An 18,427-nucleotide genomic window follows, 5' to 3' on the forward strand; every position below is an offset into this window, starting at 1 on the left:
CTGCCTTCTGCCTTCTGCCTTCTGCCTTAAAGCAGCCCATTTCTTTCACGAATCAGATAGGATTGCTATAGGTTGCTAGGTTAAAGGTTATCTTCTGAACCTTGGCCTTTCGGCCACGCTACGCGAACAAGCAAACAAGCTTCAACCTGGAATTTCTACCTGGTGTGTTCATGTTCGAGTATGGGTCAATAGTTAACTGATTATTTTGTATTTACTTTCTAAACTAATTAATACCATTAAGAAATCCCCTGCCTGAAGGCAGGGGATTTAACCTAAGTGCTCATATCTATATTGTAGCTAAATAATGGCACATCCTCACTAAAATTAATAATTTTAAACTAAATTAATTGCTATAACTAAAATGATTAATTTTTAACAACCCCCATTGGTTTATCAGGAATTTTTTGTGAAAATAGGGCAAATAAAAACAGAAAGCTTAAGTTCATAACCTTAACCCTTAATATAATCCTGCCAAAATAGATAATTAATCTAACTTGGTATTATTACTCTAGGTGACGACATGGGATCAGAAATGTAGCACCTAATAAGACCAAACTAGCCATTGTTATTGGCTCAGGAGCAGACTCTAAATCATCAACACTCACTAAAGATTGATTAAACTTAAATCCAATCGGATGCTGCCTAGGAGATTGCTCCCAGCTGAAGCTAGCTTCATCAGTGGGATTTTGACTTGCTACCCAAGAGATACGATCATTAAGACCCTCCAGCAAAATACTGAGAATAGAGCCTGGTGCAACGGTTTGACTACTAGCTGACTGAGCAAGTGCAGAAACTATACAGGCAGCAGCAGCAAACGTTTTCAGTAATACTTTGAACTGAAAGTGATTGCTGAAGATAAGTTGTTTCCGTTCTAATAGTGTATTAAGCTTGACTGGTGAGATATCTAAAAACTTCACTCCTGCTTCATATTTAGCTGGTGAATCTAAACCAATTTTCCTTTGCCAGGCAATTTTCACCATAGAAGTAGCTGTGTAACTTATTCCTGGTAAGCAGAACTGAATTTTTTTATGCTCCCCAGTTTTTAATGGTTTGTTAATGTAAATTTTGCCACCGCCTTGACTCAGATTAACTACTAAATCATTTTGATCTGAAATCAGTCCTTCTATCTGATAATTTAGTAAGGTGATATGACGCGGAAATTTCCTACGCTCTTTGAGTAAATGAGTGTTAGTCAAATTAATCTCCTGAAAGATAGGTGTTAGGAGTTAGGAGTTAGGGGTTAGGGGTTTGGTGTTTGGGGTGCATCTGTTACTTGTAAATCTATAACTAAAGGAAGTGTGGGACCCAGGCGCGGGAAGTGTGGGGAGGGTGGGGAGAGGGGGAGATAGGGGGATTTTTATTAAGGGTAATTGTCATAACATGATATTAGTCTTCTATTGTCCTGAGTGTTTTTGCATGCATTGAGATGCACCCGGTGTTTGGTGTTTGGTTAATGGTTAATGGTTAATGAGTAATGGTTTTAGTACTTAATGCCTGATGGTTAATACCTAATACCTAGAGTCTAGAGCCTAGGATCTAGGATTTTTTAGTAATTTTTTATTTTGGTTGTCTTGATGATTAACACCTTTTGAGAATTTTTGATGGTTGAGAGGATGCAGTTTTATTCCGGTTGCCTAAGTTATAGTTTTGTTTGATTAACCGATTGTAAGTTCGATAGGGCATATATTGCAAAGGATTGTAGCCAGAAAACCGTAATATCAATACACAAGCCCAGGAATACTTGCCAGAAATAATTGCTTCTATAACTTGATTTAATTGTTCAGTACTCATAAATCTATCTATATAAAGGTAGATGCAGCTAAGCAAAGGGTTTACTTCACTTTAGCAACTCCTAAGGAAGTTGTGCTAGGTGAAGTGCTGAAATGATAGCAGATGGTAAGATTACCGATCCTGCTGTGTATAAATCTATTCTTTCGAGCATAGGTTTGCGTTTAGGTTTGCGTTCAGGTTTGATTTAGTAGGATTTATGTATGTTTATGTATACTTTTTTTTTTGGGTATATGAGCATCCAAAAAATGTTATAATTACTCATTAAAAACAAAATTTAAAGTCCATTAAAACTGCCATGAACCTTGACAAAGTCCATGGCAGTTAACTTATTGGATACTAGAGGGGCGACAAGCGCCCCTCTAGGTTAATAAGTATAAATAACTAATCAGATAATTCCAATTTCTGTGTAGGCTTGTTATAAATATAGCGTTTATCACAGTTATGAGGTACAGTATTCTTTGAAGCTGATTCCCTGTTAGGTGCGCTTGACCTTGGCGAATTAAATTCGCCACGGGTCGCACCTGAAGATGCAGCGCATCCCTATTACCTATTACCTATTACCTATTACCTATTACCTATTACCTATTACCTATTACCTATTACCTATTACCTATTACCTATTACCTAAAATACCTAAATTGTGTACCTCATAGCTATGATAATTGCTATACATACTGTTTCGTGGTAATAGCTAATCGGTAATTCCTTGGTCAATTCCCAATTTCCTTCTTCCCAATTACCAGTAAATCATCTTTAGCCTCAATCACTGAAAATGGTATAATAGTTGAAGGTTGACTGTTCTTGATGTTCACTCCTGATCAGCAACTTGACAAAGCGATGCAGTGGCTCATGGGGGGGGACTTCCATCAGCCACTGCATCAAGACATCAACTATCTTTGATTGCAACTTATACCAAGTTGAATTAAAATTAATACTTAAAATTAATACTTAAAATTAATCAGTAGTAACTGCTTGCCCTATTAATCATTAACCCCATCACCCGTCATCTGTTCAAATGGTAATATCTTTTCTGGAAGCGCAATTTAGTATGAGGATTAGGTAGAGCAGGTGTTAGAAGTCTTAGCCGGATAATTTTTTAGTAACTTATTCAGCTGAAGTTGAGGCGTTGAAATAGGTGTTGCTGGCAGACCCAAAAGACAATCTATACTTTCTGGTGAGACTGTTGTAAACTGTAAACCAGCTCTATAGTTTGCTAGGGAATTTCCTCTAGATTCTTGGCACCACATGACTTTAACTGTAGCATTCACTGTGTAATTTTGTGGCCAAAAAAATTGTATTTTTATAACTTGACCGACTGGGATAGCTTTTTCACTGTAAATGGTGCAACCTCCTCGACTAATATTAACGACTGGCTGACGAGCTGAGAAGAGACCAGCCAATCGATAAGAAATGGAAGTCTGTTGGCGAGGTGATCTTCTTTTTTCTTGCATGCTGCTGGCATTAATCATACCCTTGACATTGATTAAGTAAAACGTTTGCCTGTCTTGATGCAAAGCGCGAGTGGGGGTTTACCCCAAGACCGCTTAGGTGCGCTTGACCCGTAATTAAATTCGCCATGGGTCGCACCTCTGCATCGCTTTTATTTGTCTTTATTTGTCCATTGTCTCAACCCCAGGTTTATGCTATGGTTCATCTATCTGTTTGACTCTGTATGGTTTTTGTATGAGTTTAAGAAGACTTGACACTCCCCGATCATTAGACGCGGGGATTCTGCTGACAGATTAGACTGTGGTAGCGCCCACAACCTAATTCTCGCTACGGTTGTCAAAGACCGTCTACCCAGTCGGCTTAAGTCTATACCTAGCTTACTGGCTACTTTTCTTAAAATATTTGCACTACCATTTAGATCCGCATTTACAACTGAATTATCGCCACTACGGTAAAGACCACGCTTAATACGCTTTCCTGATGCTTTCCACCCATTTGGTTTTTCGCCAAATTTAGGCAGGGAGTCTCCATCAAGGTAACTAGCTTTACTTGTGTAAGCTTCTTCAGTTACTTCTAATCGAATCCCATGGATTTCACACAATTGTCTTAATCTGTCTTTGAGTTTGCCAAGAGGTATTTGAACAAAATTTTGGTTATTCAATCGCCCCATATTAGCATTACTTTTTAAACCTTCGTTCCATCCCAAGACAATCGTATTTATACCGTATTTTAAACAGTGATTGATAATTAGCTTAGCTGCTTTATTGATGCCGTCCTTAATGCGGTGGTTACGCTTCCGAGTTACTCGATCAAGCCAACTATCCCAATAGCCTTGTGGTTTACCCTCTTTTCTGCTTGACACCTGCTTGTTCCAGTATTGGTTAAAAGCCTTCATTGCACGGGCATCAATCAAAAACGAATTGCCTAGGGTGTCAACACACGCTGCTAAATTATCAGCGGTTCCAACATCTATACCTAATGCTTCATTGCTGGCTAAATTTCTCTGGTTGTTCTGAACTGGGATTTCATAAGACACTTCTAGATAGAAGACGCCATTTTTGGGGAGTATAGTCCATTCCTTTATTTTTCTTCCTTTTAAATTACTTGGAAAAGGCAAGGTAAAATTCTTAATCCCAAACCAGCGCCTAACAGTCAAACCAAGATAAAATTTAACCTGTCCATTAACTAGTTTTGGCTTTTGACCACCTGAATTTGGATAAGTAACCTTGAACATCTTTGAGCCTTTTAAGTAGCTGGGAGGTTTTGGTCTATGTTGCAACTTTCCCTTGAACCATAGGTCTCTTAGTTTTTTGTAAGACTTAAATGCTTCCGTGACACTTAATAGTGTTTGTTGGGCTGGAGTCGAAGGAAGTGACTTAGATATCTTTGTTTTTCCTACACTTGGTTCATAGATTAAGTCAAATTTTCCAGTCAATATTAAACCTGTCTTGAAAAATGTTTGACGAGCAAAATACACCCCCATATTATAAAGCTTTCCTGACTGTTCACATAAATATTCCAAGATTGCCTTTGTTTCTTTATCCGGGTACAGCATTATTTGCTGTACTCCTATGCTCTTATTAGCTTGAGCCATTATATATCGTTAATTATTCTCGTTATATCGATTAGAATCTACACTGGTAGCGACATTAAATTCCGATAAACTTGTTTTTTTAAAAAAAGCTATAAAAATTAAACTTAAAATTTACTTATCTAGTCCATTTATCCTAGAAAATAAAAATTTTAATAAAGTATTTATCTGCAAAAATAAAGATAATTTAGCCACATTTTTTCAAAATTATTTACAGAAAGATATGGTAATTGTAAGTAGAAAAATATTAAAAATTTATCTGTATAAATATATCATCAAAATGCGATTCACCAGGTAGTCATAGCTTTGAAAGGTAGATTTGAAAGGGAGAAGTGCTAACTACTTAATAAAAGAGTTTACCGATCTTAATAAACTTCCATCTTTCTGGACAAACAGTTATTTTTTTAAGGGCAGCGGGGAAAGTAAGTACTGAAACCATTCAAAGGTACATTAACGATCCTGATCACGGTTAGCTTACTAGGTGGCTTTAGCAGGGTAAGCGCAAGAATCAATAAGCTGTGGCTTATTGATAAAAAAACGGGATCATTCTCAACAAATTAACTCTATTGCGAGTAAAGTTCTACGAGATTATAGGGGTTTCGAGCCACGAGCAACCGATATCCGACCAATGCACATGATGAGCCATTTTTTCTTGCGCTTACCCTGGTGGCTTTAGCCACTAGGTGGCATTCCTCCCCGGTCATTAGACACCAGGGCTGTTTCATTCTCTAGAAAATAGAAGATAATCAGATATAATTAATCTTAAGTACAAAAACTGAGGATATATCTCAAATTATGGCTCATTGTCTTGATGCAATAGCGAGTGGGGGAAACCACGGCAGTCGCTCATGGGGGAGACCACGGCAGTCGCTCATGGGGGAAACCCCCAAGACCGCGCTGCCTCCCCAAGACCGCGCTGCCTCCCCAAGACCGCGCTGCATCGCTTCACTGATTGCTGCCTTGATAGAATCAAAGCCATGTGCTCGAAGAAGAGTTAAAACCCATGTTTTGAGCAAAGATAAGTTTAAAGGAGCTTGTCCTGACGTTTGCGGACTAATATCTTCTTCATAGATGACGTCTTTTACCCAAGGTCGAGAATTTTCAATGAGCCAATGTCCTCTAATTCCATTGGCCAAACCACGAGATAATGGTGGTTTTGAACAAAGATAATAACTGATGCTTCTATAAGTCTCATTTCCACGAGTTCCACTGCGTTTGAAGTTACCGTAAGGTAGTGGAGCCAAAATCTGCCAAGTTTTAACCCTTCTATGCATAGCCTGCCCACCATAAAGGCTCCACTACCTAAGGTTTCGTCTCAGAGACTTTAATCACACAACCAGCTCCAATCCATTTGGGGTCAAGGTTTTCGGGTGGATCAAACACTTCAATAAGACGATTTGTATTACGGTTTCTAGTTTTTTCATAATGGGTCACTTTTTGTCGTGGTGTAAGCTGGTTTGATTCCGTTTCTATTTGTTGATATAATTTGGGTTGATTTTTTTTGACTTTAACTAGATAGTCATTCCCTGACTCGACGATGGCTGCCAGAGTTTTTTTTGACAATGAAGAGCATCAAAACTAAAAACTACGGAGATGAAACCTTGAACAGTGGAGCCTTATTACAAAAGATTTAACCCTTTTCTGCATAACCGATCACCCATAAAGGCTCCACTGTTCTACGGGAACTTCAAAACCTGTTAAATCTCTGGGGGGTGACATGCAATCTGAAATCCTTACTGGATAATAATTTCAGCCTATAAGTTACAAAAATATACATTCTGTTTTGGGCTGATATTGGACGTAGTTATAAGGGGTTGAACTTCCAGAAAATGAATCGAGGGTTAATTTCTGACTGTATCTTCGATGAGGTCATTGGCATCAAAGCCTTATATACTAATGTTTTTAGGGCTCATGTCACCCCCTCAGGTTAAATCTAATAAGTCAATTAATTCTCGAACGACGTAAATTTCGCTTTCCTGTTTGTTCGACATCATTTTTACCCCTAAGACTAATCTTCTTTGATGAGCAAAAGCCGAAACACAACTGATCAAGTTTTGTTTCGCGTTATCGTAGTTACTAACAGTATTTTTGAGGCTCTTCCCATCTATGGATATCCATTCTGAAGAGGGAATAACACCATAGTGTTGACTCCATTTATTAAATACAAGTTGGAGTTCTTCGTAATCTAAATTAACCATGACTCTTCTGATCACTGAATAAGAAGGAACACGAGCATGCATGAATTTGAAGTCTATTAATCAATTCCCTTCGATGACGTTCCACAAATCTACCTAATTGTCGATAACCCCAATAACCACTCATCATTCCCATAATTATGATTAGAAGCACCAGCCAGAGAGGATGACGAAGACCATGAGGATCTCGATGATCAGGTATTTGTTTGAGATAGTCGATTAAGCTTTTTTCGATGATCCATGGGATATAAGGGAATTTAGCCCGGTTTTTCCGGCTATTGCTTCAATATACACCTTTTTGCTCTATAATGAAACAGCCCTGGGTCATTAGACACGGGGTTTCCTGCTACCTAGATCTTTATGAGATAATCGTAAGCATTTAGCGATCAGCTCTGGTCTACTAAGCTTTTGAAGCCAGGAAAACTTAGGCATTTGGCTGAGGACAGTGAGTACATGATTATTCCTGGGACTTCCCTCAAGAAGCTGATAGCTGATACGCGACACGCGCTATAGCTGAAGTCATGAGGGTAGACACTGCTGAGCTGCATGACGCTGTTGTAATAATGGAGGACACAATCTATGGCTTATTTCTGGTTCAAGGCGTTTCACTTCATTGGTGTAGTGGTTTGGTTTGCCGGTCTGTTTTATCTAGTGCGTCTGTTTGTCTATCATGCAGAGGCTTCACAGGAGCCGGAACCTGCCCAAACCATTCTCAAAAATCAGTATGAGATTATGGAAAAACGTCTCTATCACATAATTACTACCCCAGGTATGGTGGTAACGGTAGCGATGGCAATTGGTTTACTGGTCACAGAACCAGAAGTGCTCAAGCAAGGTTGGTTACATATCAAGCTGGCTTTTGTAGCCCTTTTACTGGTCTATCATTTCTATTGCGGTAGGATTATGGGACAGCTGGCTGCCAATCAATGCAGTTGGACTGGTCAGCAGTTCCGTGCTCTCAATGAGGCACCTACTGTCTTACTGATGGTAATTGTTTTACTGGCAGTGTTTAAGAACAGTTTGCCTACAGATATTACGTCTTGGTTAATTCTTGCGATGATTATAGCAATGGCTGCCTCAATTCAGTTGTATGCCAAAAAGCGGAAGCGGGACAAAGAGAAAAGCTTGGCTACCACGTCCCAAGCAGAGCCTCAGCTTTGATTATCAGCTTTGATTAATAGTCATTGGGGACCGATGTTAGTCCCCACAGGAAAGTATAATAAGGGCTTAATGTTTTTGCCCTGGAAGTTTACCGTTAACCGTTGACGTGAACTGCATCGGCTGGGTCACATGTTTTGTTTATTTTTACCGACTTAACTTATCAACCACCATTAACAAACAATCCATAACATCTTAAAGTTGCCTTATGTCCGCTATACCACTTAAATTAAATCTTAATGATGGTTCGGTGTCTTTTCCATTCACCGCCGATGCTGCCAAAAAATTGCAACGTCAGCTTTACCAACTGATGCAGAGTCTGAAAGCTGCTGCTCAGGTATCTAGTGGTGGTAGACCCAAGCCTCAACAACCGATGGAGTACCAATTTACTGGGGATGTCTTTCTTGAGATTTTCTGCAATCCCAATATCTATCCTTCTCCGTTTGCTGCTAAAGTCTTAATTACCCTCAGAGATGATCGCATCCGCTTGAGTACGGAAGCTGAACTGACTCGTGTAGTAGAAGATGTTAACCTGTATTTGGAACAAGTCAGCTGAAGGCTGGGGTGTCATTTCCAGCAATTGTTGTCCCGTGACATCCTGCCTAATGTCTCTCAAGAAACTAAGGTCAGAGGCAACAGGTGGGATAGGGGCAACAGACGGAGATGGTGAAGATGGGGAAGAATTTGTTAACCGTTTCGGCTCTTCCATAGCAGATGCACTGCACGTCCGTGGGACGTCCTTAAGAAAAAATTTATGGTAAATCGTTAGTATAAATGAACTCCAACAATCTCCTGGAATTACTGCAAACTGGGTTTCGCGCCTCCTTGGGGGCAACAGCCTCTTTCGTTGAAACCCTGCAAGACCCTCAAAAGCGTGAAGAAAGTCTGGCTCAGTTTCAGTCAGATTTCAATCAACAGGTGACTGAGTGGGCGGAAAAAGGAGAGACTACTGAACTTGAAGCCCGACGTTTTATTGAGCAGATGTGGAATCAACCAGGTAATCCCGTGGGTACACCGACAACTGGTACCTCCAGTGATCCTGCTGCAGCATCATCTAGCAATCCTGTTCAGTCCAATGCACAGGATGATATTGAGGAACTGACAACACAACTTGCTGATCTTCGTAAGGAGTTAGAGGAATTGCGTAAATCAGACAGTAATAGTTAGATTGAAATAGTTAGATTGACACGGAGCGTGAAAAAACTCAGGTCTGAGTGGGAGACTAAAGTGGGAGACTAATAGCCTAGAAATCAACCACGGGAAACAGAAACTCCGCTCAATCTCTGACATTTCTGTTCCCATCTAATGGATTTACCCACTCAGGGCTGAGATACCATCAACTCAAGGCTTTTGATTACAAATGGCAGCTTTGTTACTCCCCAACACTATTCCCTGAAGTTTGCTGATATATACTCAACCGCTGACGGTTGCCCAACCCATCTAGTAAGTCACTATAGCCTTTATCGGTGGCATTGATGGGGTTTTGTTAGTTACCTACTCGATCGCACTTTTTTGTCTTAGGATCAGCTTCTATGCCGTTTGACTGAGGTCGCTTAGTCATTTTCCCATTTTTGAGAACCGATCAGGTCAGCAATACGGTCTCTTAGCAGGAATTCGCACTGCTCTAGCTCACACTCCACACACAGCCATTCTCGAGCTGGAATATATTGGCAAAGAACGTAAATGGGCTGTTGACGACTGACAAATCCTTTATCCACTAAGCGACGTGCTTCGTCTTGGATCACATCGATTGAATAACGGATAGAAGGGGTAGATGGCACTGTGTTAACACTCATGGATATCTTATCAGCTTGATCTAAAAAACGGGGATACGATTATATTAATCCAAATTTACTTACTGTGAAATAAAATTATTTCAGTATAAGAAGTTACCATTGACCAAGATTTGTTGATAAGGATCTTCCAATACTTTGGGCAAGTTGTCAAAGTCTAACCCATGGACAGCTAAAATGCCTACTGGGTTATGACTGAGCCATTGGTCATTGGCTGTAGGAGCTACCTTTCTCTCAAACCCCCTGTCTCTCTAAGGACTACCTGGCTGCCAAACCCGTCTGACCACCCCCAGATACCATTGGTTAAGTAATCAGAATATGGGATATATTTTATTGGCTGTTTGTTAAATAAAGCTTAAATCCTTGCTTAGGGTGGGATAGGGGGCGAGTACTGTGAAAGCTGATCAAGTCTCTCTTTATGCAAAGCGCGAGTGGGGGAAACCCCCATGAGCGCACCGGTAGTCGCTCATGGGGTGGCCTCCTTTGACCGCGCTACCTCGCTGCATCGCTTTAACAGAGCTGTCCGCCTTAACCCACCCATATTCATTACTCTAGCTGTCTTAAGATTTACTTTATAAATAGTCTCTTAATAATCCGGGGATGGGGGATAGGAGTACAGCTGGAATTATCGGTGGTTTTCTATATTGGATTGGTGATTTTGTCAACTCCTATTACTTGACCAGGGCTATATGCTTCTGTTATACTAGTGGTTATTTTAAAATGTCTAATTACTATAGGTTTTGGAGTAGTTCATCTTCATCTTGTCCTCTGCTCAAGCTGTAGAGGGGCAAATTGGCAAAAATTATCTTAAAACTCCCTAAAAATTAAATAAATCTCACAAAAGTATCTATTGTTGAGCTTTCGGGTAACAATGCTTTAAGAGCGATCGCTTGAGCTGCTGGCATCTGCCCGTAAGAAAATACATATGGTGTTTCCGGTGGCAACTCTGGCAGGAACTGCTCTAACACATAAGGACTACCGTAAATCACGAGAGCTTGTAAATCCCCAGTTTTCAACAACATCTTAAGCCATGCCCTAGCTACTGCTGTCAATCCAGCACTACCCCGAAACGGGTTACCTCGGATAAATAGCTGTAGCAGAGTAGTTTTAGCACCAACAGGATTATCGACTACTTCCGAAGGTAGGGTCGTGTGACTATCAACCAGTTGGAGTTTGTAACCCAGCCTTCTTGGTAAAGCGACTGCTGGTGTATGCTGTCCCAAAAAGTCACAAGCTAAGAGATCATCGACCAAAATTAGATTACGTAACGGTTGATTACTGCTGCTGGGTATTGATGATAAAGCTAGAAAACCTCTAGTTATCTGGGAAGCCTGGAGAATATCGGCTACAGTCGTGATTGTGGTTGGTTGAGCTAGTTGCGAGAGCCAATTGGGGTTGGGTTGAAATGTTATCGGTTGTTGAGCTGGATCATCGTCTAAGCCCGACTCCAGGACAGGTTGTGAGAGGGGGTTTTGTAGAGATGCTATTTGTTGTGCAGTGGAGTGTTCGTCTAAACCCTCTCTTTGAGAGTGATAGCCCACTTTACGTTTTGCACGACTTATGCGCTCTACTGATGCCTGAATCCGCTGCCGTGAGATCCGTCCTTGTTCGACTGCTTGACAGACTGCCTCAATTGCTGTTTCGGGATTAACGGGCATCAAGAGAATATCAGCACCGGCTTCTACAGCCATGACTGTGGCTTCATCGGCACCATAGCGATTAGCAATTGCCCCCATCACTAGAGCATCAGTCACAATCAGTCCTTCAAATCCCAAGTCTGTGCGCAACAGTTGAGTCAAAATTCGCTCAGAGAGGGTGGCGGGGTGTTGGTCATCCCAAGCTGTAATTAGGAGGTGAGCGGTCATGATGGCATCTACCCCAGCAGCGATCGCATTGGTAAAGGGAGGCAATTCAACCGTAGCTAGTCGCGGTGGTGAGTGGGGCAAGATTGGTAAATCCAGATGGGAATCTGTCGCGGTATCGCCATGACCGGGAAAATGCTTGGCAGTGGTTAAGACTGGATAGGGTCGGGTTCCTTCGATAAAAGCAGAAGCCAATTGGCTAACGATTTGAGGGTTATCACCAAACGACCGGACATTGATAACAGGATTTTGGGAATTGTTGTTGACATCAACAACTGGTGCCAGGATCCAGTTAATCCCAATGGCCAACGCTTCAGTAGCGGTGATTTCTCCCATAGTACGGACATACTGCAAAGCTGGCTCAGGATCGTTTTGGGCAATGGCTCCCAGTGCCATCGGTGGGGGAAACCAGGTGGCACCGGCAAACCTTTGACCCACACCTTCTTCAATATCAGCAGCGATCAGTAAGGGAATTTTTGCCCACTCTTGGAGTTGTTTCGACCTAAGGGCGAGTTCCACAGCACTCCCGCCTAGTAAAATAACACCCCCAATACCCAACTCTTGCAACCAACGCTGCAATTGCTGGGCTGGGGGTTCCCAAATCGGATACTGAATTTGGTGATCAAATAGGTAGCCGGATGCTCGAACCACTACCATTTGCGCCACCTGTTCTGCTAGGGAAAGGTTATTTAGATCAGGCAGTGACTTTGGGAGAGAATTCAAGCTTGTGCTCCAGAAATATCGTCTTCGAGTTGCTTGCTCTGGCGTTCTTGAGAAAGCTGATTCAGTAAGTTCAGCATCTGATCGCCTCCTTCGAGACCACGGTCTTCAATAAACATCACCTCTGGTGTGCGGCGCAGGCGAATCCGCCGACCTAGTTCTCGGCGGACATAACCTGTAGCTGATTTTAATCCAGCCATTGTTTTAGATCTTGCCTCATCAGTGCCATAGATGCTGACATAGATCTTAGCGTGCTGCAAGTCGCCAGAGACATCAACGTTGGTAATGCTAACCATCCCACTACCGACCCGGTCATCTTTGATATCGTTAAGCAACATTTGACTAACCTCCTGCTGAATTAGGGAGGAAACCCGAAAAACACGGCGATTTGTAGTCATGACGTTCCCTTTGTTAAAGTATGGGCATCATCGAAAGCTGCGCGCACCTAGTCTAAACCTAGTCTAAACCTAGTCTAAACCTAATCTAAACCGGACTGAAGCCGAGCATGCCACGTAGGGTGAAAACCAAGAATAGAGAAACTCCCACGGCTATGCCAATTAATGCGATCGCAGTTAGGGGGCGGTTCAGTAGTGGTTTTACCAGCAAAAACAGGGAATAGAATATCCCTAGAGTAATACTGATTAGATAGCGTGGGTAACGAGATACATTTTTAAAAAAGTCTTCCATTATCCTATAAACTATTATCGTGCCATTTTTAATACGTAAGCATTCAGCTATCAACCCTTAGCTATCATGACTCATCAACAGGAGGTAGTAAACAAGCTGGGGGGTGCTGGTATCGCTGGTTGAAAATCCCTGTTCGTTTTACTCATCCGACCCCGTGTAGTTAAAGCGCTTGCTAGCTGATAGCTGATAGCTGACGGCTGATAGCTTACTTTAATACTGGTAGCACTTTTTTAGCTTCTTCCGTACTTATTCTGGTAATTTGTAATAAACAATGCCAAAAAATTCCCCCCTCTTAGTAAGGGGGGGATTAAGGGGAGTTAGCACAGGATAACTAGGGGCTTTACCCTACAATCATTTACTCAACTCCTTGAGGCAAAAGCTCTCGGTTTTCCTTACGACTGACTTGTACCTTACCCTCTTCATTGACATCAACATAGGCAATATCTCCTTCCTTAATGCGACTGGAGAGAATTTCTTCTGCCAGCACATCCTCCAACAACCGCATGATTGCTCGACGTAATGGTCTGGCCCCGTAGCTGGGGTTGTAACCCTCTTCGATCAAACGGTCTTTGAACTTCTCGCTGACTTCTAGAGTAATGCCTTGTTCGTACAGACGACCAAACACTTCTTTTAACAGAATCTTGGCAATGTCCTTGACTTCTTCTTTGGTCAACTGACGGAAGACGATAATCTCATCTAAACGATTCAGAAACTCTGGGCGGAAGTACTGTTTAAGTTCTTCGTTGACTAGATTCCGAATTCGATTATATTGGGATTCCGCTTGATTATCGCTGAACTCGAAGCCCAGTTGTCCGCCACCCTTTTCAATAACCTTGGAACCGATATTCGAGGTCATGATCAGCAGGGTGTTCTTAAAGTCTACCGTCCGACCCTTGGAGTCAGTCAACCTGCCATCCTCTAGGATTTGCAGTAGCATATTGAACACATCTGGGTGTGCCTTTTCAATTTCATCGAACAGCACTACTGTGTAAGGACGACGACGCACTGCCTCAGTTAGTTGACCACCTTCGTTGTAGCCCACATATCCAGGAGGCGAACCTACCAACTTACTAACGGTATGGCGCTCCATGTATTCGGACATATCTAGGCGCACCATGGCTTCTTCAGACCCGAAGAAGTAAGCTGCCAAAGACTTAGCTAATTCTGTCTTACCGACCCCTGTAGGTCCAGAGAATACAAAACTGGCAATAGGACGGTTGGGATTCTTTAAGCCTACCCTTGCTCGACGAATTGCTCGGGAAACGGCTTTAACCGCATCTTCCTGACCAATCAGGCGCTGATGCAGGGTATCTTCCATGTGAAGTAGTTTCTCTGACTCTGATTCAGTCAGTTTTTGTACCGGCACACCAGTCCAAGAGGCAACAATGTGAGCAATGTCCTCTTCATCTACAATTGGGCTTTCATCAGTACCCCGAGATTCGCTCTTCTTGCTTTGGGCAATTGAGCGAATTTCCGCCTTTATTTCCATTTCGCGATCGCGCAGTTCCCCAGCTCGATCAAAGTCCTGGGAGCGTACCGCATCATCTTTTTCTTTGAGGACCTGACGCAGTTCTTTATCTAGCTCTTTTGCTGCTGGGGGCAACTGGGAGTTAATCAAACGCACTCGGCTTCCTGCTTCATCGATCAGGTCAATGGCCTTATCTGGCAGGTAACGGTCGGAAATATAACGGTCTGAGAGGTTTGCTGCTGCTTCGAGAGCCTCATCGGAAATTTTCAATTTGTGGTGTTGCTCGTAGCGCTCCCGCAAGCCGTATAGAATCTCAATAGTTTCTTCTACTGACGGTTCACCGACCATTACTGGTTGGAAACGACGTTCTAGGGCTGCATCCCGCTCAATGTGTTTGCGGTACTCATCCAAAGTTGTCGCTCCAATGCACTGCAATTCTCCCCTTGCTAAGGCTGGTTTGAGGATATTTGCCGCATCAATTGCCCCTTCAGCTGCACCTGCACCAATCAGGGTATGAACCTCGTCAATCACCAGGATTACGTTAGATGCCTGACGAATTTCATCCATAATTTTTTTCAGGCGTTCTTCAAACTCACCCCGGTATTTGGTTCCAGCAACCAGTAAGCCAATATCGAGGGTAACGACTCGCTTTTCTTCCAAAATGTCTGGAACATCATTGTTAGCGATTCGTTGGGCTAAGCCTTCTGCGATCGCAGTTTTTCCTACCCCTGGTTCTCCGATCAATACTGGGTTATTCTTGGTACGGCGTCCCAATATCTGGATTACCCGTTCTATTTCCTTTTCCCGTCCTACTACTGGATCTAGCTTGCCTTCACTAGCCATCTGGGTTAGGTTCGAGCCAAACTCATCGAGAGTAGGAGTCTTTGTACGACCTTGAGAGGCTCCTGCTGTGACTTCCGCCGTTTCACCCAACATTCTGATAACTTGGGTTCTGACTTTAGACAGGTCTACTCCTAGGTTTTCCAAAACCCTAGCCGCTACGCCTTCTCCCTCCCGTATTAGCCCAAGTAGCAGATGTTCTGTACCAATGTAGTTATGGCCTAGCTGGCGAGCCTCTTCTAGGGATAGCTCTAGAACCCGCTTTGCTCTAGGGGTAAACGGGATTTCGACAGCAACGAAGCCGGAACCCCTGCCAATAATTTTCTCAACTTCAATCCGAGCGTCTTTGAGATTTACGCCCATAGATTTGAGGACCTTGGCAGCTACGCCAGTTCCTTCTCCAATCAAACCCAGGAGGATTTGCTCTGTGCCTACGAAATTATGACCTAGGCGACGTGCTTCTTCCTGAGCCAGCATGATCACCTTAATGGCTTTTTCTGTAAAGCGTTCAAACATGGCGTATTCCCATCACCTGTTGCATGCCCGTGTAAGCTGATTCTAGCACAGGTAAATCAGCCCACTGTTGATTTTTACACAACTCGCAGCAATTGAAACAGTTATTTACTTACTTCCCAGCCATTTCTGGCGATTAGCCATTAACCAATTTCCAGGTCAATCTCTGCCAAGCGCTGTTTAATTTCCTCGTAACAATCGGCCATTGTTTTTTCAAATTCAGGGGTTTTCAGACCCCCTCGCCATAGAATCAGAGCATCCTCCCCAGTGTCTTTGTAATAATTTCTACGTCGTCCAGCTTTAGTGAAGCCGAACTTTTGGTAAAGAGCCAGTGCTGCTTGATTAGATGGTTTCACCTCTAAGGTTGCCCACTTTAAATTACGCTGTTTAGCTTCCTTTAGCAAGGAATAAAGCAATAATTGACCCAAACCTTGACGTTGGTAGTCAGGATGCACTGCCAGAATGATAATATGGGCTTCCTCCAAAATTGACCAAAAACAACCTAAGCCTACCAGCCAATTGGGTAATGAGGTGATGGGAACACCTGTGCCTTCAAGCAAAGTTGGTTTTTTGCCCCCTTTTGGAGGAGCTTCCAAAGCCAACAACTGACTGTTGGGGCTATCCAACTCTCGCTCGTAACCCGACCGAGTCCAAAGTCCACCAAAACACAGCTGATCTAGTGCCACTGCGGCACTTAGGTGCTCTGCTTTGAGGGGTTTAAGTTTTAAGACAGTCACAGCCTTCAATTGTACACTGATTAACGAGACGCAAGTTCCAACTGTAAAGCAAAATCAGGAAAATAATTACATAATGCTATCGACTCAACCCATTGAGGTTCACAATTCAGGGCTTCAGTATCTCAATTCATCTATCACTCCAGACCCAAACAATGGTGGGTCAAACCCCTCACCAAATCAGAAACTGCTACCTCTAACCGCCAAAGTCAACAGCCGTGACTGCTTGGAAATTGGTGGTTGCGATGTGACGACTCTAGTCGAGCAATTTGGCTCCCCCCTTTACATTGTGGACGAAGTAACCTTTAGAACTGCTTGTCATCAGTATCGGGAAGCCTTTGCTAACTACTACCCCGGAGAATCCCTGGTTCTCTACGCTTCTAAAGCTTGGAATTGTTTAGCAATTTGTGCGATCGCAAACTCTGAAAGCCTCGGAATCGATGTGGTTTCTGGTGGTGAACTCTACACTGCTCTACAAGCTGGTGTTAGTGCTGACAAACTCTATTTCCATGGCAATAATAAATCTACCAGTGAACTGGAGCTAGCTACCGAGATTTGCTGCACCATCGTAGTGGATAACTGGCTGGAGTTAAAAGCCCTGGCTTCTTTACCACAAGAGAATATCCGGATCATGATTCGCTTGACCCCAGGGATCGAGTGTCACACCCACGATTACATCCGCACTGGTCACCTAGACAGTAAGTTTGGCTTTGATCCCGATACCTGGGATCAAGTTTTTACCTTTATCAGCCAACACCCAACCCTCAACTTTGTTGGTTTACACGCCCACATTGGCTCTCAGATTTTTGAGAGGCAACCCCATCAAGATCTGGCGAAAGTGCTAGTGGAGTGTATTGTTAAAGCGGCTGACTACGATTTGCCAGTACAAGAGATAAATGTAGGAGGAGGCTTAGGGATTTGTTATCTAGAATCCGATGACCCCCCTAGTATTGATGATTGGGTCAAGGGAGTCTGTGACTCCGTTGTTGCTGCTTGCACTTCTCGGCAACTCGTCCTACCGAAACTGCTATCGGAACCCGGGCGTTCCATTGTTGGTCCAGCCTGTGTCACCGCCTACACTTTGGGTAGTTCTAAAGTCATCCCCGAAATCCGGACTTACTTGACAGTTGATGGAGGTATGTCAGATAATCCGCGTCCCATTACCTACCAATCCGTTTATCGCTCTGTCGTTGCCAACCGGATGTCAGCTCCCCTGACCGAAAAAATCACAATTGCTGGTAAACATTGTGAATCAGGGGACATTCTGATTAAAGATGCCACCCTACCTCAAACTCAGCCAGGAGATATTTTGGTGGTAATGGCTACTGGTGCCTACAATTACAGCATGGCATCTAATTACAATCGGTTACCCAGACCAGCAGCAGTTTTAGTCAAGGACGGAGAAGCCCAAGTGATTGTGCAGCGGGAAACTTACCAAGATTTAATTCGCCTAGATCGTTTGCCCGAACGACTCAGACCCAGAGCAGAAATTAGCTAAAAGCTAAAAGCTAAAAGCTAAAAGCTAAAAGCTATTGGTTGTTGGTGGTTGACTTTTGGGTAACCGCCAATCATTAACCATTAACCATTAACCATTAACTTTTTAAGAGCTAATCACTTGGCTGACGC

General features: G+C 42.8%; 21 protein-coding genes and 1 pseudogene. 7 read left to right on the forward strand and 15 right to left on the reverse strand.

Translation table 11 applies throughout. The annotated features are described in order from the left end of the window. Positions 1-503 precede the first annotated feature (503 nt). Both LYNGBM3L_RS05170 and LYNGBM3L_RS05175 read right to left on the reverse strand, forming a co-directional pair. Positions 504-1,196, reverse strand: a complete 693-nt coding sequence (locus tag LYNGBM3L_RS05170) for a PilZ domain-containing protein (RefSeq protein ID WP_008179908.1) — start codon at positions 1,194-1,196, stop codon at positions 504-506. Positions 1,197-1,578: 382 nt separating this feature from the next. Beyond that, positions 1,579-1,791, reverse strand: a complete 213-nt coding sequence (locus LYNGBM3L_RS05175; RefSeq protein ID WP_008179910.1) for a HetP family heterocyst commitment protein — start codon at positions 1,789-1,791, stop codon at positions 1,579-1,581. Positions 1,792-2,318: 527 nt separating this feature from the next. Between LYNGBM3L_RS05175 and LYNGBM3L_RS48375 the strand changes: the two genes are divergently transcribed. Next, a complete protein-coding gene (locus LYNGBM3L_RS48375; protein ID WP_267871986.1) occupies positions 2,319-2,444 on the forward strand; it encodes a hypothetical protein in 126 nt (41 codons plus the stop codon). Positions 2,445-2,550: 106 nt separating this feature from the next. On the opposite strand, the gene LYNGBM3L_RS42845 is transcribed toward LYNGBM3L_RS48375, so the two are convergent. The 3 genes from LYNGBM3L_RS42845 to LYNGBM3L_RS05185 form a co-directional block, all read right to left on the reverse strand. After that, entirely contained in the window at positions 2,551-2,697 is a 147-nt protein-coding gene (locus tag LYNGBM3L_RS42845; RefSeq protein WP_154659682.1) for a hypothetical protein, read from the reverse strand. 149 nt (positions 2,698-2,846) lie between these two features. Then, positions 2,847-3,260, reverse strand: coding sequence for a PilZ domain-containing protein (locus LYNGBM3L_RS05180; protein WP_044492299.1), 414 nt, complete (start codon positions 3,258-3,260; stop codon positions 2,847-2,849). A 185-nt stretch (positions 3,261-3,445) separates the two neighbouring features. Then, positions 3,446-4,834, reverse strand: a complete 1,389-nt coding sequence (locus LYNGBM3L_RS05185) for an RNA-guided endonuclease InsQ/TnpB family protein (protein ID WP_008179915.1) — start codon at positions 4,832-4,834, stop codon at positions 3,446-3,448. 319 nt (positions 4,835-5,153) lie between these two features. Between LYNGBM3L_RS05185 and LYNGBM3L_RS46980 the strand changes: the two are divergent. Beyond that, positions 5,154-5,304: pseudogene (locus tag LYNGBM3L_RS46980) on the forward strand (transposase); the annotation flags it as partial. Positions 5,305-5,631: 327 nt separating this feature from the next. On the opposite strand, the gene LYNGBM3L_RS42850 reads toward LYNGBM3L_RS46980, so the two are convergent. The 4 genes from LYNGBM3L_RS42850 to LYNGBM3L_RS49705 form a co-directional block, all read right to left on the reverse strand. Beyond that, on the reverse strand, positions 5,632-6,105 hold the full coding sequence (locus LYNGBM3L_RS42850) for a hypothetical protein (RefSeq protein WP_008179916.1): 474 nt from the start codon (positions 6,103-6,105) through the stop codon (positions 5,632-5,634). A gap of 28 nt (positions 6,106-6,133) precedes the next feature. Continuing rightward, positions 6,134-6,394 (reverse strand): hypothetical protein, encoded by a 261-nt coding sequence (locus tag LYNGBM3L_RS05195; RefSeq protein ID WP_008179918.1) that lies wholly within the window; start codon positions 6,392-6,394, stop codon positions 6,134-6,136. Between the two features lie 359 nt (positions 6,395-6,753). Next, the gene (locus LYNGBM3L_RS33645; protein ID WP_131827219.1) at positions 6,754-7,071 is read right to left on the reverse strand and encodes an ISAs1 family transposase; all 318 of its coding nucleotides are present in this window, start codon (positions 7,069-7,071) and stop codon (positions 6,754-6,756) included. Then, on the reverse strand, positions 7,022-7,273 hold the full coding sequence (locus LYNGBM3L_RS49705) for a transposase family protein (protein ID WP_081431937.1): 252 nt from the start codon (positions 7,271-7,273) through the stop codon (positions 7,022-7,024). The genes LYNGBM3L_RS33645 and LYNGBM3L_RS49705 overlap by 50 nt, the downstream gene beginning before the upstream one ends. Before the next feature lie 332 nt (positions 7,274-7,605). Here LYNGBM3L_RS49705 and hemJ point away from each other — a divergent pair, with 332 nt between their 5' ends. The 4 genes from hemJ (at position 7,606) to LYNGBM3L_RS05215 (ending at position 9,351) form a co-directional block, all read left to right on the forward strand. Further along, a complete protein-coding gene (hemJ, locus tag LYNGBM3L_RS05205; RefSeq protein ID WP_008179923.1) occupies positions 7,606-8,187 on the forward strand; it encodes a protoporphyrinogen oxidase HemJ in 582 nt (193 codons plus the stop codon). A gap of 205 nt (positions 8,188-8,392) precedes the next feature. Then, positions 8,393-8,740, forward strand: a complete 348-nt coding sequence (locus LYNGBM3L_RS05210; protein WP_008179925.1) for a hypothetical protein — start codon at positions 8,393-8,395, stop codon at positions 8,738-8,740. Between the two features lie 34 nt (positions 8,741-8,774). Beyond that, a complete protein-coding gene (locus LYNGBM3L_RS42855) occupies positions 8,775-8,945 on the forward strand; it encodes a hypothetical protein (RefSeq protein ID WP_154659683.1) in 171 nt (56 codons plus the stop codon). Between the two features lie 13 nt (positions 8,946-8,958). After that, on the forward strand, positions 8,959-9,351 hold the full coding sequence (locus tag LYNGBM3L_RS05215; RefSeq protein WP_008179929.1) for a hypothetical protein: 393 nt from the start codon (positions 8,959-8,961) through the stop codon (positions 9,349-9,351). 386 nt (positions 9,352-9,737) lie between these two features. On the opposite strand, the gene LYNGBM3L_RS05220 is transcribed toward LYNGBM3L_RS05215, so the two are convergent. The 6 genes from LYNGBM3L_RS05220 to rimI form a co-directional block, all read right to left on the reverse strand. After that, entirely contained in the window at positions 9,738-9,980 is a 243-nt protein-coding gene (locus tag LYNGBM3L_RS05220; protein WP_008179930.1) for a DUF4327 family protein, read from the reverse strand. Between the two features lie 821 nt (positions 9,981-10,801). Continuing rightward, complete coding sequence (locus tag LYNGBM3L_RS05225; RefSeq protein ID WP_008179932.1) at positions 10,802-12,562, reverse strand: glycoside hydrolase family 3 N-terminal domain-containing protein; 1,761 nt, start codon at positions 12,560-12,562, stop codon at positions 10,802-10,804. Then, positions 12,559-12,957: a 30S ribosome-binding factor RbfA gene (gene rbfA / locus LYNGBM3L_RS05230; protein WP_008179934.1), complete on the reverse strand. Its 399-nt coding sequence runs from the start codon at positions 12,955-12,957 to the stop codon at positions 12,559-12,561. The genes LYNGBM3L_RS05225 and rbfA overlap by 4 nt, the downstream gene beginning before the upstream one ends. Positions 12,958-13,042: 85 nt before the next feature. After that, positions 13,043-13,246, reverse strand: a complete 204-nt coding sequence (locus LYNGBM3L_RS05235; protein WP_008179935.1) for a DUF751 family protein — start codon at positions 13,244-13,246, stop codon at positions 13,043-13,045. 355 nt (positions 13,247-13,601) lie between these two features. Then, positions 13,602-16,070 (reverse strand): ATP-dependent Clp protease ATP-binding subunit, encoded by a 2,469-nt coding sequence (locus tag LYNGBM3L_RS05240; protein WP_008179937.1) that lies wholly within the window; start codon positions 16,068-16,070, stop codon positions 13,602-13,604. 140 nt (positions 16,071-16,210) lie between these two features. Then, on the reverse strand, positions 16,211-16,804 hold the full coding sequence (rimI, locus tag LYNGBM3L_RS05245; protein WP_044492300.1) for a ribosomal protein S18-alanine N-acetyltransferase: 594 nt from the start codon (positions 16,802-16,804) through the stop codon (positions 16,211-16,213). 73 nt (positions 16,805-16,877) lie between these two features. On the opposite strand from rimI, the gene lysA reads away from it, so the two are divergent. Then, the gene (gene lysA, locus LYNGBM3L_RS05250) at positions 16,878-18,299 is read left to right on the forward strand and encodes a diaminopimelate decarboxylase (RefSeq protein ID WP_008179941.1); all 1,422 of its coding nucleotides are present in this window, start codon (positions 16,878-16,880) and stop codon (positions 18,297-18,299) included. The last annotated feature ends 128 nt before the right edge of the window (positions 18,300-18,427 follow it).

Origin of the sequence: Moorena producens 3L, from assembly GCF_000211815.1 — a bacterium.
Lineage (GTDB): Bacteria > Cyanobacteriota > Cyanobacteriia > Cyanobacteriales > Coleofasciculaceae > Moorena > Moorena producens.

Bases quoted from the DNA above. Each gene is read 5' to 3' on its own strand.
- lysA (WP_008179941.1), top strand. From the start codon at position 16,878: ATGCTATCGACTCAACCCATTGAGGTTCACAATTCAGGGCTTCAGTAT.
- LYNGBM3L_RS05215 (WP_008179929.1), top strand. From the start codon at position 8,959: ATGAACTCCAACAATCTCCTGGAATTACTGCAAACTGGGTTTCGCGCC.
- LYNGBM3L_RS48375 (WP_267871986.1), top strand. From the start codon at position 2,319: ATGCAGCGCATCCCTATTACCTATTACCTATTACCTATTACCTATTAC.
- LYNGBM3L_RS05175 (WP_008179910.1), bottom strand. From the start codon at position 1,791: ATGAGTACTGAACAATTAAATCAAGTTATAGAAGCAATTATTTCTGGC.
- LYNGBM3L_RS05180 (WP_044492299.1), bottom strand. From the start codon at position 3,260: ATGATTAATGCCAGCAGCATGCAAGAAAAAAGAAGATCACCTCGCCAA.
- rbfA (WP_008179934.1), bottom strand. From the start codon at position 12,957: ATGACTACAAATCGCCGTGTTTTTCGGGTTTCCTCCCTAATTCAGCAG.
- LYNGBM3L_RS33645 (WP_131827219.1), bottom strand. From the start codon at position 7,071: ATGCATGCTCGTGTTCCTTCTTATTCAGTGATCAGAAGAGTCATGGTT.
- LYNGBM3L_RS42850 (WP_008179916.1), bottom strand. From the start codon at position 6,105: ATGCATAGAAGGGTTAAAACTTGGCAGATTTTGGCTCCACTACCTTAC.
- LYNGBM3L_RS05235 (WP_008179935.1), bottom strand. From the start codon at position 13,246: ATGGAAGACTTTTTTAAAAATGTATCTCGTTACCCACGCTATCTAATC.
- LYNGBM3L_RS05185 (WP_008179915.1), bottom strand. From the start codon at position 4,834: ATGGCTCAAGCTAATAAGAGCATAGGAGTACAGCAAATAATGCTGTAC.
- LYNGBM3L_RS05240 (WP_008179937.1), bottom strand. From the start codon at position 16,070: ATGTTTGAACGCTTTACAGAAAAAGCCATTAAGGTGATCATGCTGGCT.
- LYNGBM3L_RS05210 (WP_008179925.1), top strand. From the start codon at position 8,393: ATGTCCGCTATACCACTTAAATTAAATCTTAATGATGGTTCGGTGTCT.
- hemJ (WP_008179923.1), top strand. From the start codon at position 7,606: ATGGCTTATTTCTGGTTCAAGGCGTTTCACTTCATTGGTGTAGTGGTT.
- LYNGBM3L_RS05220 (WP_008179930.1), bottom strand. From the start codon at position 9,980: ATGAGTGTTAACACAGTGCCATCTACCCCTTCTATCCGTTATTCAATC.